Here is a 16,760-nt window from a genome sequence, read left to right as displayed (position 1 = left end):
CCCTACCGGCGCGAGGCCGCGACGGGGGCCGGACGGTAGGCTCGCCCCGTGCACCCGAGCCAGCTCTGCGCGACCGTCGGCGGCCGATGGCGTCGGTGACGCCCCGTCACCCGTCGTCCGGGCCCGAGTGCATGACACCCGGTGCCCACCTGCCCCTCCGGAGCCAGCCATGAGCACGATCACCACCGCACGCACCGTCCCCGACAGCACCGGCCACTTCGGCCCCTACGGCGGGCGCTTCGTCCCCGAGGCCCTGGTCGCCGCGATCGACGACCTCACCGCCGCGTTCCACGCGACGCAGGCCGACCCGGAGTTCCGGGCCGAGCTGGCCCGCCTGCACCGTGACTACAGCGGTCGCCCGTCCCCGCTCACCGACGTGCCGCGCTTCGCCGAGCACGCGGGTGGTGCCCGGATCCTGCTCAAGCGTGAGGATCTCAACCACACCGGCTCGCACAAGATCAACAACGTGCTGGGCCAGGGCCTGCTGACCCAGCGCATCGGCAAGCAGCGGGTCATCGCCGAGACCGGCGCGGGCCAGCACGGCGTGGCCACCGCGACCGCCGCCGCGCTGTTCGGCCTCGACTGCGTCGTCTACATGGGCGAGGAGGACACCCGCCGGCAGGCGCTGAACGTCGCCCGCATGCGGCTGCTCGGCGCCGAGGTCGTCCCGGTGACCACCGGCTCGCGCACGCTCAAGGACGCAATCAACGAGGCGATGCGCGACTGGGTCACCAACGTCGACACCACCAACTACATCTTCGGCACCGCGGCCGGTCCGCACCCGTTCCCGATGATGGTCCGCGAGTACCAGCGCATCATCGGCGACGAGGCCCGCGAGCAGATGCTGGAGCGGGTCGGACGCCTTCCCGACGCGGTCGCCGCGTGCGTCGGCGGCGGGTCCAACGCCATCGGCATCTTCACGTCGTTCGTCGACGACGCAGACGTGCGACTCGTCGGGCTCGAGGCGGCCGGTGACGGCGTCGAGACCGGGCGCCACGCGGCCTCGATCAGCGGCGGCCTGCCCGGTGTGCTGCACGGTGCGCGGTCCTACCTGCTGCAGGACGAGAACGGCCAGACCGTCGAATCCCACTCCATCTCGGCCGGCCTCGACTACCCGGGCGTCGGACCGGAGCACTCCTACCTGCACGACATCGGCCGCGCCGAGTACCGCCCCGTCACCGACGCCCAGGCCATGGAGGCCTTCTCGCTGCTCTCCCGCACCGAGGGCATCATCCCGGCCATCGAGTCCGCGCACGCGCTGGCCGGTGCGCTGGTGCTGGGCCGCGAGCTCGGGCCGGACGGTGTCGTACTGGTGAACCTGTCCGGGCGCGGCGACAAGGACGTCGAGACGGCCTCGCGCTGGTTCGGGCTCACGCCCGCCGAGCCGCAGGAGGAGGGCGCCGTCCCCGGCGGCCCCACAGGCGTCACCCCATGAGCGACGCTTGCGGAGCGAATCGTCGGCTTGGCGGCTCTGCACGGCCGAACGGAGTGAGGGCGTGAGCGCTCTGTCCGACACGCTGGCCAAGGCCAAGGCGGACGGACGGGCGGCCCTCGTCGGGTACCTGCCCGTCGGCTACCCCGACGTCCCGACCTCGATCCAGGCCATGCGGGCCCTCGTCGAGGGCGGCTGCGACGTCGTCGAGGTCGGCATCCCCTACAGCGACCCGGTCATGGACGGCCCGACCATCCAGGCCGCGACACAACCGGCCGTGCAGGCGGGCGTCGGGGTGCACGACGCGCTCGCCGCGGTGGCGGCGGTCGCCGACGCCGGCGGGGCCGCGGTGACCATGGGCTACTGGAACCAGATCGAGCGCTACGGCGTCGCGCGCTACGCCGCGGATCTCGCGTCGGCCGGCGGGTCCGGGGCGGTCACGCCCGACCTCATCCCGGACGAGGCGGCGGAGTGGATGGTGGCCAGCGACGCCCACGACCTCGACCGGATCTTCCTGGTGGCGCCGTCCTCGACCGACGCGCGGATCGTCTCGACGGTCCAGGCGTCGCGCGGGTTCGTCTACGCCAGCGCGGTCATGGGCGTCACCGGCGCCCGCACCAGCGTCGGGGGAGCCGCAGCGGTCCTGGTCGAACGCGTTCGTGCGCTCGCACCCGGCGTGCCCATCTGCGTGGGCCTCGGGGTCAGCACCGGCGCGCAGGCCGCCGAGATCGCGGCGTACGCCGACGGCGTCATCGTGGGCTCGGCGCTGGTGCGCTGCCTGCTCGACGCACCGGACGCACGCGGCGTCGACGCCGTCCGGGCGCTGTCCGCCGAGCTCGCCACCGGCGTCTCGCGCCGCTGACGAACCCGCGTCAGTCCGCCAACTCGTCGCGCAGGACCCGCTTGAGCAGCTTGCCGCTCTGATTGCGGGGCAGCTCGTCGACGAAGTGGACGCGCTTCGGCAGCTTGTAGGACGCGAGCGACGTACGGGCGTGCGCGATCAGCGCGGCCTCGTCGGCCGACGCACCGTCGCGCAGGACGACCACCGCGGTGACGGCCTCGATCCAGCGCGGGTCCGGGGTGGCGATGACGGCCACCTCGGCCACTGCGCCGTGGGTGTACAGCGCGTCCTCGACCTCGCGTGACGCAACGAGCACGCCGCCGGTGTTGATGACGTCCTTGATGCGGTCGACGACGGTCAGGTAACCCTGGGCGTCCTGCTGCACGAGGTCGCCGGAACGGAACCAGCCGTCGCGGAAGGCCTCCGACGTCTCGTCGGGCTTGTCCCAGTAGCCCACGCACAGCTGCGGCGACCGGTAGACGACCTCGCCCGACGTACCAGGGGGTACGTCGTTGCCGTCGTCGTCGACCACCCGCGTCTCGACGAACAGCACGGAACGCCCGCACGACTCGGGCCGCTGCTCGTGCTCCTCGGGGCGCAGCACGCAGGCCAGCGGGCCGATCTCGGACTGCCCGAAGCAGTTGTAGAACGCCAGGTCGGGAAGGCGTTCCTGCAACCGCTTGAGCACGGGCACCGGCATGATCGACGCGCCGTAGTAGGCCTTGCGCAGCGAGCCCAGTTCGGCCGTTGCCAGGTCCGGATGGTTGGCGAGCGGCACCCACACCGTCGGCGCCAGGAACAGCGACCCGATCCGGTCGGCCCCGACGCGGCGCAGGACCTCGGCCACGTCGGGCCGCGGCAACAGATGGTTGACGGCGCCGACGGCCAACGACGGCAGCAGGAACACGTGCATGCCGGCCGAGTGGTAGAGCGGCATGCAGTGCAGCGGGTTGTCGTCCTCGTGGAAGTCCAATGCGTGCAGCGACGACACGTACTCGTGCACGAGCGCGCGGTGCGTCATCATCGCGCCCTTCGGCGACGACGTCGTGCCGGACGTGTAGAGCAGCTGCACGAGGTCGGTGTCGGCGACCTCCACGGTGAGGGCGGGCAGCGGGCCCGACGACCACGCCGCCAGCACGGCGTCGTCGGCGCCCTGCAGCGTCAGCACCCGCTCGACCGCGGTGTCACCGAGGACCGCCTCGACGCCGGCACGCAGCGGTGGGTCGACGAGCGCGACGCGACTGCCCGACTGGCGCAGCAGGTAGGCGAGCTCCCCGCCGGTGAGCGCGTAGTTGACGGGAACGTGCACCAGGCCGGCACGGGCACACCCGAGGAAGGCCAGGAGGTAGGCGTCGGAATTCGTGCCCACGGTGGCCACGCGGTCGCCCTTGGCCAGGCCCAGTGACAGCAGGTGGCCGGCGGCCCGGGTGATTCCGGCGTCCAGCTCGGCGTAGGTCCACCGTCGCTCGCCGAAGACGAGCGCGGTGCGGTCGGGATGTCGCGTGGCGCTGCGTCGGACGATGTCGTCGACGGTGCTGGTGCGTGCGCCGGAGCCGGGATCGGTCACGGTCCGGACTCTAGAGAGTGCGGCCCTACGGCACGAGCAGCAGTTTCCCGGTCGTCCGGCGGTTCTCCAGGTCGTCGTACGCGCGGGCGGCGTCGTCGAGGGCGTACCGCCCGCCGACGGGCACCCGGATGGTGCCCTCCGCCACCGCGGCGAACACGTCGCCGGCCCGCTCGCGCAGCTCCTCGGGAGTCGCGGCGTAGTCGGCCAGCGTCGGGCGGGTGACGAACAGCGAGCCCAGGGGGTTGAGGCGTTGGAGGTCGAATAGCGGCACCTGGCCGCTCGAGGCCCCGAACAGGGCCAGCATCCCGCGCCGCCGCAGCGACGCCAGCGAGGCCTCGAACGTCGCGGCGCCGACACCGTCGTAGACCACGTCCACGCCGTCCGGCACGATCTCACGCACCCGGGCAGCGAGATCGCCCTCGTCGGTCCGCAGGACGTGGTCGGCGCCCGCGTCCCGTGCGACCGCGACCTTCGCCGCACTGCCGACCGTGGCGACGACCTGAGCGCCCTGCGCCTTGGCCATCTGCACCAGCAGCGCGCCCACACCGCCGGCCGCGGCGTGCACCAGCACCGACTCACCCTGAGCCACAGGATGAGTCGCATGCACGAGGTAGTGCGCAGTCATGCCCTGCAGCATCGCCGCGGCGCCCGTCTCGGCGTCCACGCCCTCGGGCAGGGTCACCGTCCGCGCCGCGTCGAGCACGACGACCTCGGCGTGGGCCCCGCCCACCGCGGAGGCGGTCGCGACCACGTCGCCGACGGCGAAACCCGTGACCCCCGCACCGAGCTCGATCACGCGGCCGGCGCACTCGTCACCGAGGACGAACGGCGGGGAGGTGGGGTAGATGCCCTCCCGCATGTAGACGTCCTTGAAGTTCACGCCCGACGCGAGGACCTGGACAAGCAGCTGGCCGGCGCCCGGGCGGGGACGGGGCACCGTGCGGAGCTCGAGGACGTCGATGCCGCCCGACCTGGGCACGGTCAGGGCGCGGATGTCGGTGTCGCCTGGCATACGGCTCAACGTAGCGGGGGACCGGCCCGGCACGACAGCTACCGTGGTCGCGTGCACCCGCTCGCGTCCATCCCCAGCCCCACGCAGAGCGTGTGGCATCTCGGGCCGTTCCCGGTGCGGGCGTACGCGTTGTGCATCATCGCCGGCATCCTGCTCGCGGTCTGGCTCACGACGCGTCGCTGGGTCGAGCGGGGCGGCAAGTCCGACCACGTCTGGGACGTGGCGGCCTGGGCGATCGTGCTCGGCATCCTCGGCGGCCGGCTCTACCACGTCGTGTCCGACCCCGAGCTGTACTTCGACAAGGGCAAGCACCCGATCAACGCCCTGAAGATCTGGGACGGCGGGCTCGGCATCTGGGGGGCCATCGCGTTGGGGACGTTCGGCGCCTGGATCGGGTGCCGCCGCCGCGGCATCGACCTGCGCGTCTTCGCCGACGCGGCCGTCCCGGGCGTCATCTTCGCCCAGGCCATCGGCCGGGTCGGCAACTGGTTCAACAACGAGCTCTACGGTGCGTCCACCTCGCTGCCGTGGGGCCTGAAGGTGCACTGCCTCGACGTCGCCACCGGGCACACGACCCGCTTCGGCACGGCGGACGGGGGGCAGGTCTGCCGCGGCAGCGCGCTGGTCCACGGCATGTACCAGCCGACGTTCCTCTACGAGCTGATCTGGGACGTGGTGGTCGGGGTCGCGCTGCTGATCATCGACCGGCGGCTGCGCCTGGGCCGTGGGAACGTGATGGCGCTCTACGTCATGGGTTACACCGCCGGGCGGGTGTGGATCGAGGCCCTGCGCACCGACCACGCCAACCACATCCTCGGCCTGCGGCTCAACGTGTGGACGGCCGTCATCGTGTTCCTGTTCGCGTTGCTGTACTTCGTGCTGCACGACGGGTTCCGCGCCCGGCGCGAGTCGACGCCGTACTACGCCGAGCGCACGGCGGTGACGGAGGCCGAGCCGGAGGCGAAACGCGGTGCCGCGGACCCGGATGCCGGCGCCGAGCCGAGGCCCGACGACGCGCAGGCCGGTTCCGACGACGACGTGGGTTCGGACGACGTGCCGACGCGCCCGTCCTGACCCGCGCGTCTGCGCAGCGACGGCACTGTTGACCGACCGACCGGTCGGTCTCTAGGGTCTGAGGGATGGCCGACCTCCCCGGACTGGACCTCGACCGGCTCACCGGCTGGCTCGACACCGAGCAGCCGGGACTGCGCCGCGGCGAGCTGCGCGGCGAGGTCGTGGCCGGCGGCAAGTCCAACCTGACCTACCGCGTCACCGACGGGGAATCGACCTGGGCGCTGCGCCGACCGCCTCTGGCGCACGTGCTGCCCACGGCGCACGACATGGTCCGCGAGTTCACGGTGATCAACGCCCTGACCCCGGCCGACGTCGCGGTCCCGGTGCCGTCGGCGATCGCGCTGTGCCAGGACGTCGAGGTGCTCGGGGCGCCGTTCTACCTGATGAACTTCGTCGACGGGGTGGTGCTCGACAAGCCGGACCTGCTCGACGCGCTCACCCCGGACGACGCCGACCGCGCGTGCCGGCTGCTCGTCGACACGCTGGTCGCGCTGCACGAGGTCGACCCCGCAGCGGTCGGCCTCGCCGAGTTCGGTCGTCCGGACGGTTTCCTGGAGCGCCAGCTGCGGCGCTGGTCGAAGCAGTGGCAGGCGTCCGAGACCCGCCCGCTCGCCGTGCTGGCCGAGGTGGTCGGACGGTTGCAGGAAACCCTGCCGGAGCAGTCGGCGCCGGGCATCGTGCACGGCGACTACCGCCTCACCAACGTCATGTACACCCCCGACGTCACCCGCATCCCGGCCGTGCTCGACTGGGAGATGGCCACCCTCGGCGACCCGCTCACCGACCTCGGCCTGCTCGTCGTCTACACCGACCTCGCCGCCGAACAGGCGCTGACCGGCCCGCGGATGTCGCCGGAACAGGGTTTCTGGACGGGGGCGCAGGCGGTGGCCCATTACGCCGAGCACTCGTCGCGCAGCACCGAGCATCTCGACTGGCACGTCGGCTTCGGCTACTTCAAGCTCGCCGTCATCAGCGAGGGCATCCACCACCGTTACCTGGCGGGCAAGACCGTCGGCGAGGGTTTCTCGCACTACGGGGACGCCGTCCCCACCCTGCTCGACCACGCACTCCACTCGCTATCCGGGAGCTGACCATGGACTTCGCACACAGCGATCGCTCGCTCGCCCTGCAGGACGAGATGCGCCGCTTCCTCGACGAGGACGTGTACCCCGCCGAGGCCACGTTCGACGAGCAGGCCACCGCCAACCGGGCGGCCGGTGACCCGTTCCGGACGCCCGAGGTACTGGCCGACATCAAGCAGCGCGCCCGTAAGCGCGGTCTGTGGAACCTGTTCCTGCCCAAGGCGAAGGACGGTGAGACCGAGCGCGGCGCCGGGCTGACGGTGCTCGACTACGCCCCGATCGCCGAGCTGTCCGGCCGCTCCGGGCACATCGCCCCCGAGGCCATGAACTGTGCGGCGCCGGACACCGGCAACATGGAGTTGCTGTCGATGTTCGCCACGCCGGAGCAGGTCACGCAGTGGCTCGAGCCGTTGCTCGAGGGCGAGATCCGCTCGTGCTTCTCGATGACCGAGCCCGACGTCGCGTCCTCGGACGCCACGAACATCGCCACGACCATCACCCGTGACGGCGACGACTACGTCGTGCGCGGGCGCAAGTGGTGGTCGAGCGGGGCGATGCGGCCCGAGTGCAAGGTCGCGATCGTGATGGGCGTCAGCGACCCGGACGCCCCACGGCACGCCCGGCACTCGATGATCCTGGTGCCGCTCGACGCCGACGGCGTCACCATCCAGCGGTCGACGACGGTCTTCGGCTACGACGACGGCACGCACGGCGGTCACGGGCTCATCGACTACGACGTCCGCGTCCCCGCCGAGAGCCTGCTCGGCCCGCAGGGCGGCGGCTTCATGATGGCCCAGGCCCGCCTGGGCCCCGGACGCATCCACCATTGCATGCGCACCCTCGGCATGGCCGAGCGTGCCCTCGAACTGATGTGCACGCGTGCCTCGCAGCGCGTCGCCTTCGGCGGGCCGGTCGCGTCGCAGGGCGTCGTGCAGCAGTGGATCGCCGAGTCGCGGCTGGCCATCAACCAGGCCCGGCTGCTCGTGCTCAACGCCGCGTGGCTCATCGACACCGTCGGCGCCCGGCAGGCCCGTACCGAGATCGCGGCCATCAAGGTGGCGGCACCGCGAGCCGCGTCCTACGTCCTCGACCGCGCCATCCAGACCCACGGCGCGGCCGGCGTCGACCACGAGGTGCCGCTCGCCGAGATGTGGGCCCAGCTGCGCACCCTGCACCTCGCCGACGGCCCCGACGAGGTGCACCTGCGCACCGTCGCCCGCCAGGAGCTGCGTCGCTTCGCGCCGGCCTGAGCGTGTACGCGAGCGACGCCTGCGGAGCGAGCCACAGGGGTTCCTGCTCTGCCGGCCGAACGGAGTGAGGACGTTGGAGCCGGATCTGCGGACGCGGGTACTGACCGCGGCCGTCGACCTGTTCGCGCAGCAGGGGTACGAGCGCACCTCCGTGTCGCAGGTCGTCACCGCGGCCGGCGTGGCCAAGGGCGGCTTCTACCACCACTTCGCGAGCAAGGAGGACCTGCTCTACGAGGTGTACGGCGACCTGATCGACCGGCAGGTCGCGGCCATGGACGAGCTCGCCGCCCGCGGCGGCCCGCCGGCCACCACACTGCGCGCGATGATCGTCGAGCTGGTCGTGTCCACAGCCGGCAGCGCCCAGCAGGCCAAGGTGTTCTGGCGCGAGATGCACAGCTTGGGCGACGAGCGCGCCGAGCAGTACCGCAGGCAACGGCGGCGCTGCCACGACGCGGTGCGCGGCGTGGTCCGCGCCGGGCAGACCGACGGCAGCTTCGCCACCGCGGTGGCCGCCGACACCGTCACCTTCACCATCTTCGGCGTGGTGAACGAACTGCCGGTCTGGTACCGGCCGACCGGCCGCAAGCGTCCGCAACAGCTCGGCGCGGAGATCGCCGAGTTCGTGCTCACCGGCCTCGGCGTCGCGCCGCGAGCCGACACCGTGGAGAGGGAATCCGATGACTAGGTGGGGCCTGACCATCCCGTTGCTGGGGGTGCCGTTGCCCGAGCACGCCGCGATCGTGCGCGCGCTGCCCGACCTCGGCTACACCGACGTGTGGTCGGCCGAGACGAACGGCACGGACGCGTTCACCCCGCTGGCGCTGGCCGCGGCGTGGGAGCCCACCCTGCGACTCGGTACGGCGATCGTGCCCGTCTACACCCGTGGCCCGGCGTTGATCGCGATGTCGGCGGCGTCGCTGGCCGCCGCGGCACCCGGCCGGTTCGTCCTCGGCCTGGGCGCCTCGAGCCCGGTGATCGTCGGTGACTGGAACGGCATCCCCTTCGAGCAGCCGTTCCGCCGCACGCGGGACGTGTTGCGCACGACGAACGCGCTGCTCGGCGGCGAGCGCGTGACCGGGGACTTCGACACGATCAGCGTGCACCGCTTCAAGCTGGACAAGGCGCCGGACCCGAAGCCGATGGTGCTCGTGGCCGCGCTGCGCGCGCAGATGCTGCGCCTGGCCGGACGCGAGTCCGACGGTGCGATCCTCAATTGGCTCGCCGCCCACGACGTCGCGCAGTGCCTGGCCGAGCTGCACGCCGGAGCCGGTGCCGATGCCGATCCCGAGGTCGTCGCGCGGATCTTCGTGTGCCCGACCGACGACGCCGACTACGCGCGGTCGCTCGGCCGCACCCTGTTCGCGTCGTACCTGACCGTCCCCGCCTACGCCGCCTTCCACGACTGGCTGGGCCGCGGCGAGCGGCTCAAGCCGATGCACGACGCGTGGGCGGCGGGCGACCGCAAGGGTGCGGCGGCGGCCGTGCCCGACGACGTGGTGGACGAGCTCGTCGTGCACGGCACTCCGCATGCGTGTCGCGAGCAGGTGCAGGCCTACGCCGACGCCGGGGTGAAGACGCCGGTGATGATGCTGCTGCCGACGCCGGACGGCCCTGCGAACCTCGACCTGCTCCGCGACCTCGGGCCGGTGGCGTGATGGACGTCCGCGACAGCGTCGTCGTCGTCACGGGCGGTGCCAGCGGCATAGGCGCCGCCCTGGCCCGCCGTTTCCACGCCGACGGTGCCCGGGCCGTCGTCGTCGTCGACCGCAATCTCGGCGCCGCGGAGGCGGTCGCCCGCGAGGTCGGGGGTGTGGCCGAGCAGGTCGACGTCGCCGACGCGGGCGAGGTCGAGGCGCTGGTGCGCCGGACGACCGAGCGCGAGGGCCGGATCGACGTGTTCTGCTCCAACGCCGGCATCACCACGGGCGTCGAGCTGGACGACCCGGACGACCTGTGGCACCGGGCGTTCGACGTCAACCTCATGGCCCACATGTACGCCGCCCGGGCCGTCGTGCCAGGCATGCTCGAGCGCGGCCGCGGCTACCTCGTCAACACCGCCTCCGCCGCGGGCCTGCTGATCTCGCCCGGGGACGCCCCCTACACCGCCACCAAGCACGCCGCGGTCGGGTTCGCGGAGTACCTGGCCGTCATGTACGGCGACCGCGGCATCGGGGTCAGCGTCGTGTGCCCGCTGGGCGTGTCCACGCCGCTGCTCATGGATCCGCTGGCCGCGGGCGACCCTGGCGCCGAGGCGGTGGCCGCCTCGGGAACGATCATCACGCCCGAGGTGGTGGCCGACGCGGTGCTGGCCGCGGTGGCCGAGGACCGGTTCCTCGTCCTGCCCCATCCCGAGGTCGGTACGTTCTGGGCGCAGAAGGCAACCGACCCCGAACGCTGGCTGCGGGGCATGCGCCGCATGGTCGCGAAGGAACACCAACGAGAGGAACAGCAATGACCGGAGTCAAGGACCACGTCGCGCTCGTCACGGGCGGCGCCCAGGGGATCGGCGCGGCCATCGCGGCGCGACTGGCCGCCGACGGCGCGAAGGTGGGCGTGCTCGACCTGCAGAAGGACGCCGCCCAGGCCACCGTCGACCAGATCACCGGCATCGGCGGTACCGCCGTGGCGCTGGGCGCCGACGTGTCGCAGCGCGACCAGGTGCAGGCCGCGGTCGACGAGCTCGTCGGGCAGTACGGCAGCCTGTCCATCCTGGTCAACAACGCCGGCGTGCTGCGCGACAACCTGCTGTTCAAGATGAGCGACGACGACTGGTCGACGGTCATGGACGTCCACCTGCGTGGCGCGTTCCTCTGCAGCCAGGTCGCGCAGAAGCACATGGTGGAGCGCAAGTACGGCCGCATCATCAGCATGTCCTCGACGTCCGCGCGCGGCAACCGCGGCCAGATCAACTACTCGACGGCCAAGGCCGGCCTGCAGGGCCTGACCAAGACGCTGGCCATCGAGCTCGGCCCGTTCGGCGTCACCGCGAACGCCATCGCCCCCGGCTTCATCGAGACGGCCATGACCAAGGCGACCGCCGAGCGCATCGGCACCACCATCGAGCAGATGCGCGAGGGTGCAGCCGCGGCGCTGCCGGTCCGTCGTGGCGGCGTACCGGCCGACATCGCGAACACGGCGGCGTTCTTCGCCGGCGAGGAGGCCGGTTACGTCACCGGCCAGGTCATCTACGTCGACGGCGGCAGCGGCCTGCACTGAGGCACCGCCTCGCCTCGAGTTGTCCGCCCCCGGACGCGTCAGAACGCGTCCGGGGGCGGACAACTCGTGAGGGACGGGCCGTCAGGCGGCGGCGGTGAAGGTCGGCAGGTACGCCTGGGAGTGGCCGTCGGCGGTCGGGTGGTAGGACTCGCCGAAGTCACCGAAGTTCACCGAGTGCAGCCAGCGGTTGTCGTCGCAGATCTCGTGCCCGGCGAACGCCCCGCGCACGTCGGCGAAGGTGAAGCCGTGGCGCTGCGGCCGCGGACTGGATCGAGGCCAGCGTGTCGATGCCGCCGTCGATGGCGGTGCGCGAGTCCTGGCTCAGCCCGACGCAGTCCTGGCTCATGTCGTAGAAGTGCGGGTAGTCGAGCACGACGACCCGGGCGTCGGGCGCGCGCGAGGTGATGTCGTCGAACAAGGTGTCGAGCTTGCCGCCGAGGGTGGCGCGGGCGTCGGCCTCGGCCGCGTGCACCTCGCTGACGCACGTGTCGGTGCCGTCGAGGTTGCAGTCCTGCATGACGCCGCTGAAGTTCTCGTCGTTGCCGCCGATCGTGATGCTGACGAGCGTGGTCGAGGAGCTCAACGCCGACAGCTGACCGGACTCGACGTCGGAGGTCGTCGCGCCCGAGCACGCCGCCGAGACGTAGGACGCGGGGGAGTGGGCGTCGGCCCACAGGGCGCTGTACGCGTTCGGGCTGCGGTCGCAGTCGCCGCTGGAGCTGATGTAGTCGCCGGCGCCGACACCGGAGGAGTAGGAGTCACCCAGCGCGACGTAGTGGACGCCGGCGGCCGCGGCGGGTGCGGCCAGGGCCAGGATGAGCGCGGCGACCCCGACAAGCGCGGCGACGACGAGACGGATCCGGCGCACGGTTCCTCCTGAATGTCCGATAAGAACTATTCCTGAGGTATGTCCTATCGCATTCCCGCGCGAGGGGCCAGCCGCGAGGCAGGGGATCGTGGCCCCGGCACGTAGGCTGGACCGGCCCGTCACCGCCGCGCGAAGGATACCCGTTGTTCGACACGCTCTCCGACCGTCTGTCCTCGGTCTTCACCAACCTCCGGGGCAAGGGACGGCTGACCGACGCCGACATCGATGCGACCGCCCGCGAGATCCGCATCGCGCTCCTCGAGGCCGACGTCGCCCTGCCGGTGGTGCGTCAGTTCATCAACCGCATCAAGGAACGGGCCCGCGGCGAGGACGTCTCCCGGGCGCTGAACCCGGCGCAGCAGGTCATCTCGATCGTCAACGAGGAACTGATCGCCATCCTCGGCGGCGAGACGCGGCGCCTGCAGTTCGCCAAGCAACCGCCGACCGTGATCATGCTCGCCGGCCTGCAGGGCGCGGGCAAGACGACGCTGGCCGGCAAGCTGGCACGGTGGCTGCGCGGCCAGGGCCACACGCCCCTGCTCGTCGCCTGCGACCTGCAGCGCCCCAACGCCGTCAACCAGCTGACCATCGTCGGCGAGCGGGCCGGCGTGCCGACGTTCGCGCCGGAGCCCGGGAACGGCGTCGGTGACCCGGTGAAGGTCGCCCGCGACTCGATCGACTACGCCCGCCGCCAGCAGTTCGACATGGTCCTCGTCGACACCGCGGGCCGCCTGGGCATCGACGCCGACATGATGCAGCAGGCTGCTGACATCCGCGCGGCCGTCGACCCGCAGGAGGTGCTGTTCGTCGTCGACGCGATGGTCGGCCAGGACGCGGTCAACACCGCGCAGGCCTTCCAGGACGGTGTCGGCTTCACCGGCGTCGTGCTGACCAAGCTCGACGGTGACGCCCGCGGCGGCGCGGCCCTGTCGGTCCGCGAGATCACCGGCCAGCCCATCATGTTCGCGTCCAACGGCGAGAAGCTCGAAGACTTCGACGTCTTCCACCCCGACCGGATGGCGTCGCGCATCCTCGGCATGGGTGACGTGCTCACCCTGATCGAGCAGGCGCAGAAGCACTTCGACGAGGACGAGGCCGAGAAGATGGCGGCCAAGCTGGCCGCCGGCAACAAGTTCACGCTCGAGGACTTCCTCGACCAGCTGCAGGCGATCCGCCGGATGGGCCCGATCGGCAACCTGCTCGGCATGATGCCCGGCATGGGCAACATCAAGGACGCCCTCGCCAATGTCGACGACAAGGACCTCGACCGCACCGCGGCCATCATCCGGGGCATGACGCCGCTCGAGCGTGAGAACCCCAAGATCATCAATGGGTCGCGGCGGCTGCGCATCGCCAACGGCTCCGGCGTCAAGGTCAGCGAGGTCAACCAGCTCGTCGACCGCTTCTTCGAGGCCCGCAAGATGATGGGCCAGATGGGCGGCATGGTGCCGGGCATGCGAAAGCAGAGCGCCACCAAGTCCTCGAAGAACAAGCGCAAGGCCAAGCAGAACAAGGGCCGCAACCGCGGGCCGACGCAGGCGAGGATGCCGGCCGGCTTCCCGCCGGGCGGCTTCCCGGGGGGCATGCCCGGCCTGCCGCAGGGCCCGGCCGCGCAGGACCCGAACCTCAACCTGCCCGACATCACCAAGCTGAAGTTCCCCAAGCAGTAGGGGTCGCCCCCGACGGTGTGCAGACGCGCCGGCCCTGACCCGCGCGTCTGCACACCGTTTCGCCGCTCACCGGTTCACAGGACACGTAACGCACGTCGCAGCTGGGACACGACCATCAGCTCCTCGGTCCGCAGCACCACCGACGGAAAGCGCAGGACCAGCGCGTCGGCGAGGCTGATCTCGTTCTGGCGCAGCTGGTCGTCCCACCATCTGCGCGGCGACAGGTGCACAGCGCCGTCGATCTCGACCACGATCAACCGCCCGTCGGCGCGCCGCCAGGCGGCGTCGAGGTAGCGTCGCCGCCCGGACGGTTCGCGCCGTACAGCCTGCCGGATCGGCTCGGGCAGGCGGTGCCTGCGGCACAGGCGGACGAAGTCGATCTCGCTGAGGGCCTGGGATCCGCCGCCGATGTCGACGAGCGCGGCCACCAGTTCCGTGCGATGACGTGTGCGGATCGCGCGGCCGAGAGCGTCGTCGAGGGCGGCCGCCGTCACCACCCGCTGCTGCACGGACGCGGCGAGGACACCGCAGGCCGGTCGCGGGGAGCCGAACGTCGACGCCGCCCGCACCAGCGCATCGGGCAGCCACTCGAGCGGACGTCCCGGCTCGAGGCGCGCGCCCCGACGGCCGTGCTGGTGCAGCCGCACCGGCACCGGGCAACCGAACCGCAGCCGCGTGCCCGGCGGAACGAGCAGATGGTGTTCCGGTCGCGTCCAGCCGGTGAGCCCACCGAGCGCTGCCGCCGTGAACGCCGTGAACACGGCCCGCGGACCGCCGTGGACGCGCGCGACCCGCCGCTGTTCGGCCGGGCTCAACGGGCCGTTGTGCAGCACGATCGCCAAGCCGAGGCGTTGCCAGCGACCCGAGTCGACGCGGGCGTCGAGCTGCCCGCGGCTGACCCCGCCCGCGAGCAGCTGGCGGGCGGTGGTCACCAGGTCGGGCTCGTGACGAGGGGCGGCGGCAGCGGTCATGGCGTCAGAGTGGGCCACCGGGGGACGTCGTAGGTCCCGGATTGCGTGCCTGTGGACAACTGCTGCGCGACGGTGTGCAGACGCGCGGGCCCTGACCTGCGCGTCTGCATACCGTCGACGCCCGGTGGCCGGTTGCCGAGGGCCATATGCTCCCGAACGTGAGCGAATCATCACCCGGACCCGGACCCAAGGCCACGGACGCCCAGCGCATCGCGGCCGGGTACGCCACCACCGGAGCGGCCGTCGAGTTCGGCGCCGTGGTGCTCGACAGCGTCGCCTACCCGGACGCGCAGGTCCGGGTCCCGCTGTCGATGATGAACCGGCACGGGCTGATCGCGGGCGCCACCGGCACCGGCAAGACCAAGACGCTGCAGGGCCTGGCCGAGCAGCTGTCCGCGGCCGGCGTCCCCGTGGTCGTCGCCGACGTCAAGGGTGACCTGTCGGGCCTCCGCGCCCCCGGCACGAGCAACGACCGCATCACCCAGCGCGTCGCCGACACCGGCGACTCCGGCTGGGCACCCACCGCCTTCCCCGTCGAGTTCCTGGCCCTCGGCGGCATCGGCACCGGCGTCCCCGTCCGGGCCACCATGACCGACTTCGGGCCCACCCTGCTGTCGAAGGTGCTCGGGCTGAACGACACCCAGGAGTCCAGCCTCAACCTCGTGTTCCACTTCGCCGACGGGGCCGGCCTGCCGCTGCTGGACCTCAAGGACCTGCGGGCGGTCATCACCCACCTGACCAGTGCCGAGGGCAAGAGCGACCTCGAGGGCCTGGGCGGGCTGTCCAAGGCCACCGCGGGTGTCATCCTGCGTGACCTGATCGCGCTGGAGGATGTCGGCGGCGATCAGTTCTTCGGCGAGCCCGAGTTCGAGACCACCGACCTGCTGCGGACGGACGCCGACGGCCACGGCGTCATCAGCGCCGTCGAGCTGTCGGCCCTGCAGGACCGTCCGCAGCTGTTCAGCACCGTCCTCATGTGGCTGCTCGCCGACCTCTTCCACGACCTGCCCGAGGTCGGCGACGTCGACCAGCCCAAGCTGGTCTTTTTCTTCGACGAGGCGCACCTGCTCTTCCACGACGCGTCCAAGGCGTTCCTGGACTCGATCACCCAGACCGTCCGGCTCATCCGCTCCAAGGGCGTCGGCGTCTTCTTCGTGACCCAGAACCCGCAGGACGTCCCGGACGCCGTGCTGGGGCAGCTCGGCAACCGCGTCCAGCACGCCCTGCGCGCCTTCACGCCCGACGACGCCGCGGCCCTGGCCAAGGCGGTCAAGACCTACCCGAAGACCAAGGACTACGACCTGGCCGAGGCCCTGCAGCAGCTCGGCACCGGCGAGGCGGTCGTGACGGTGCTGTCGGAATCGGGCGCCCCCACACCGGTGGCCTGGGCGCGGATGCGCGCCCCACGCTCGCTGATGGCGCAGATCGAGGCGTCCGCGCAGGAGCAGGCCGTGACCGCCTCACCGCTGCAACCGAAGTACCGCGACGTCGTCGACCGCGAGTCGGCCTACGAGAAGCTCACCGCCAAGATCGTCGCGGCGCCGCCGCCGGAGCCCACACCCGACGCGCCCGCCGCACCCGCCCCCAAGGCCCCGAAGGCGGCCAAGCCCAAGAAGGACGACTCGGCGATCGGCGAGATCCTCAGGTCACCGGCCTTCAAGTCCTTCACCCGTTCGGCGGCCAGCGCGCTGGGACGAGAGATCACCCGCGGCCTGTTCGGCACGCGCCGCCGCTGAGTCCGCCGCTGAGTCCGCCGCTGAGTCCACCGCTGTCCCGC

14 protein-coding genes and 1 pseudogene are annotated in these 16,760 nt (G+C 71.9%); 11 read left to right on the top strand and 4 right to left on the bottom strand.

Translation table 11 applies throughout. The features are described 5' to 3' along the window. Positions 1-169 precede the first annotated feature (169 nt). Together trpB and trpA are read left to right on the top strand one after the other, a co-directional pair. Positions 170-1,435, top strand: coding sequence for a tryptophan synthase subunit beta (gene trpB / locus ACFFCA_RS17035; RefSeq protein WP_375486940.1), 1,266 nt, complete (start codon positions 170-172; stop codon positions 1,433-1,435). Between the two features lie 61 nt (positions 1,436-1,496). After that, a complete protein-coding gene (gene trpA / locus ACFFCA_RS17030; protein WP_375486938.1) occupies positions 1,497-2,294 on the top strand; it encodes a tryptophan synthase subunit alpha in 798 nt (265 codons plus the stop codon). Between the two features lie 10 nt (positions 2,295-2,304). Here the strand turns inward: trpA and ACFFCA_RS17025 are convergent, their stop codons facing one another. Together ACFFCA_RS17025 and ACFFCA_RS17020 are read right to left on the bottom strand one after the other, a co-directional pair. After that, positions 2,305-3,840 carry an acyl-CoA synthetase gene (locus ACFFCA_RS17025; RefSeq protein ID WP_375486936.1) on the bottom strand — a complete coding sequence of 512 codons (1,536 nt, stop codon included), beginning with the start codon at positions 3,838-3,840 and terminating at the stop codon, positions 2,305-2,307. A 25-nt stretch (positions 3,841-3,865) separates the two neighbouring features. Then, positions 3,866-4,852 (bottom strand): quinone oxidoreductase, encoded by a 987-nt coding sequence (locus tag ACFFCA_RS17020; protein ID WP_375486934.1) that lies wholly within the window; start codon positions 4,850-4,852, stop codon positions 3,866-3,868. A 51-nt stretch (positions 4,853-4,903) separates the two neighbouring features. Between ACFFCA_RS17020 and lgt the strand changes: the two genes are divergently transcribed. From lgt to fabG, 7 genes are all read left to right on the top strand, one after another. Then, on the top strand, positions 4,904-5,926 hold the full coding sequence (lgt, locus tag ACFFCA_RS17015) for a prolipoprotein diacylglyceryl transferase (RefSeq protein WP_375486932.1): 1,023 nt from the start codon (positions 4,904-4,906) through the stop codon (positions 5,924-5,926). Positions 5,927-5,991: 65 nt separating this feature from the next. Next, positions 5,992-7,017, top strand: a complete 1,026-nt coding sequence (locus tag ACFFCA_RS17010) for a phosphotransferase family protein (protein ID WP_375486930.1) — start codon at positions 5,992-5,994, stop codon at positions 7,015-7,017. A gap of 2 nt (positions 7,018-7,019) precedes the next feature. Further along, entirely contained in the window at positions 7,020-8,258 is a 1,239-nt protein-coding gene (locus ACFFCA_RS17005; protein ID WP_375486928.1) for an acyl-CoA dehydrogenase family protein, read from the top strand. A gap of 73 nt (positions 8,259-8,331) precedes the next feature. Then, entirely contained in the window at positions 8,332-8,943 is a 612-nt protein-coding gene (locus ACFFCA_RS17000) for a TetR/AcrR family transcriptional regulator (protein ID WP_375486926.1), read from the top strand. Next, the gene (locus ACFFCA_RS16995) at positions 8,936-9,913 is read left to right on the top strand and encodes an LLM class F420-dependent oxidoreductase (RefSeq protein ID WP_375486924.1); all 978 of its coding nucleotides are present in this window, start codon (positions 8,936-8,938) and stop codon (positions 9,911-9,913) included. Before ACFFCA_RS17000 ends, ACFFCA_RS16995 begins: the two co-directional genes overlap by 8 nt. Next, positions 9,913-10,713, top strand: coding sequence for an SDR family oxidoreductase (locus ACFFCA_RS16990; RefSeq protein ID WP_375486922.1), 801 nt, complete (start codon positions 9,913-9,915; stop codon positions 10,711-10,713). The genes ACFFCA_RS16995 and ACFFCA_RS16990 overlap by 1 nt, the downstream gene beginning before the upstream one ends. Continuing rightward, positions 10,710-11,474: a 3-oxoacyl-ACP reductase FabG gene (gene fabG, locus ACFFCA_RS16985; protein ID WP_375486920.1), complete on the top strand. Its 765-nt coding sequence runs from the start codon at positions 10,710-10,712 to the stop codon at positions 11,472-11,474. Before ACFFCA_RS16990 ends, fabG begins: the two co-directional genes overlap by 4 nt. An 81-nt stretch (positions 11,475-11,555) precedes the next feature. Here fabG and ACFFCA_RS16980 read toward each other — a convergent pair. Next, positions 11,556-12,342: pseudogene (locus ACFFCA_RS16980) on the bottom strand (SGNH/GDSL hydrolase family protein). Positions 12,343-12,485: 143 nt separating this feature from the next. On the opposite strand from ACFFCA_RS16980, the gene ffh reads away from it, so the two are divergent. Further along, on the top strand, positions 12,486-14,012 hold the full coding sequence (gene ffh / locus ACFFCA_RS16975; protein ID WP_375486918.1) for a signal recognition particle protein: 1,527 nt from the start codon (positions 12,486-12,488) through the stop codon (positions 14,010-14,012). Between the two features lie 74 nt (positions 14,013-14,086). On the opposite strand, the gene ACFFCA_RS16970 is transcribed toward ffh, so the two are convergent. Further along, complete coding sequence (locus ACFFCA_RS16970) at positions 14,087-14,983, bottom strand: hypothetical protein (RefSeq protein WP_375486916.1); 897 nt, start codon at positions 14,981-14,983, stop codon at positions 14,087-14,089. A 146-nt stretch (positions 14,984-15,129) separates the two neighbouring features. Between ACFFCA_RS16970 and ACFFCA_RS16965 the strand changes: the two genes are divergently transcribed. Next, a complete protein-coding gene (locus ACFFCA_RS16965) occupies positions 15,130-16,719 on the top strand; it encodes a helicase HerA-like domain-containing protein (RefSeq protein WP_375486914.1) in 1,590 nt (529 codons plus the stop codon). Positions 16,720-16,760: the final 41 nt, after the last annotated feature.

Source organism: uncultured Jatrophihabitans sp. (assembly GCF_964252635.1).
Lineage (GTDB): Bacteria > Actinomycetota > Actinomycetes > Mycobacteriales > Jatrophihabitantaceae > Jatrophihabitans.
The sequence above is the reverse complement of the archived record's forward strand: the minus strand, read 5'-3'. Positions and strand labels throughout refer to the sequence as shown.

Bases quoted from the DNA above. Each gene is read 5' to 3' on its own strand.
- ACFFCA_RS16965 (WP_375486914.1), top strand. From the start codon at position 15,130: ATGCTCCCGAACGTGAGCGAATCATCACCCGGACCCGGACCCAAGGCC.
- ACFFCA_RS16990 (WP_375486922.1), top strand. From the start codon at position 9,913: ATGGACGTCCGCGACAGCGTCGTCGTCGTCACGGGCGGTGCCAGCGGC.
- ACFFCA_RS17020 (WP_375486934.1), bottom strand. From the start codon at position 4,852: ATGCCAGGCGACACCGACATCCGCGCCCTGACCGTGCCCAGGTCGGGC.
- ACFFCA_RS16995 (WP_375486924.1), top strand. From the start codon at position 8,936: ATGACTAGGTGGGGCCTGACCATCCCGTTGCTGGGGGTGCCGTTGCCC.
- fabG (WP_375486920.1), top strand. From the start codon at position 10,710: ATGACCGGAGTCAAGGACCACGTCGCGCTCGTCACGGGCGGCGCCCAG.
- ACFFCA_RS16970 (WP_375486916.1), bottom strand. From the start codon at position 14,983: ATGACCGCTGCCGCCGCCCCTCGTCACGAGCCCGACCTGGTGACCACC.
- ACFFCA_RS17010 (WP_375486930.1), top strand. From the start codon at position 5,992: ATGGCCGACCTCCCCGGACTGGACCTCGACCGGCTCACCGGCTGGCTC.
- trpB (WP_375486940.1), top strand. From the start codon at position 170: ATGAGCACGATCACCACCGCACGCACCGTCCCCGACAGCACCGGCCAC.
- ACFFCA_RS17005 (WP_375486928.1), top strand. From the start codon at position 7,020: ATGGACTTCGCACACAGCGATCGCTCGCTCGCCCTGCAGGACGAGATG.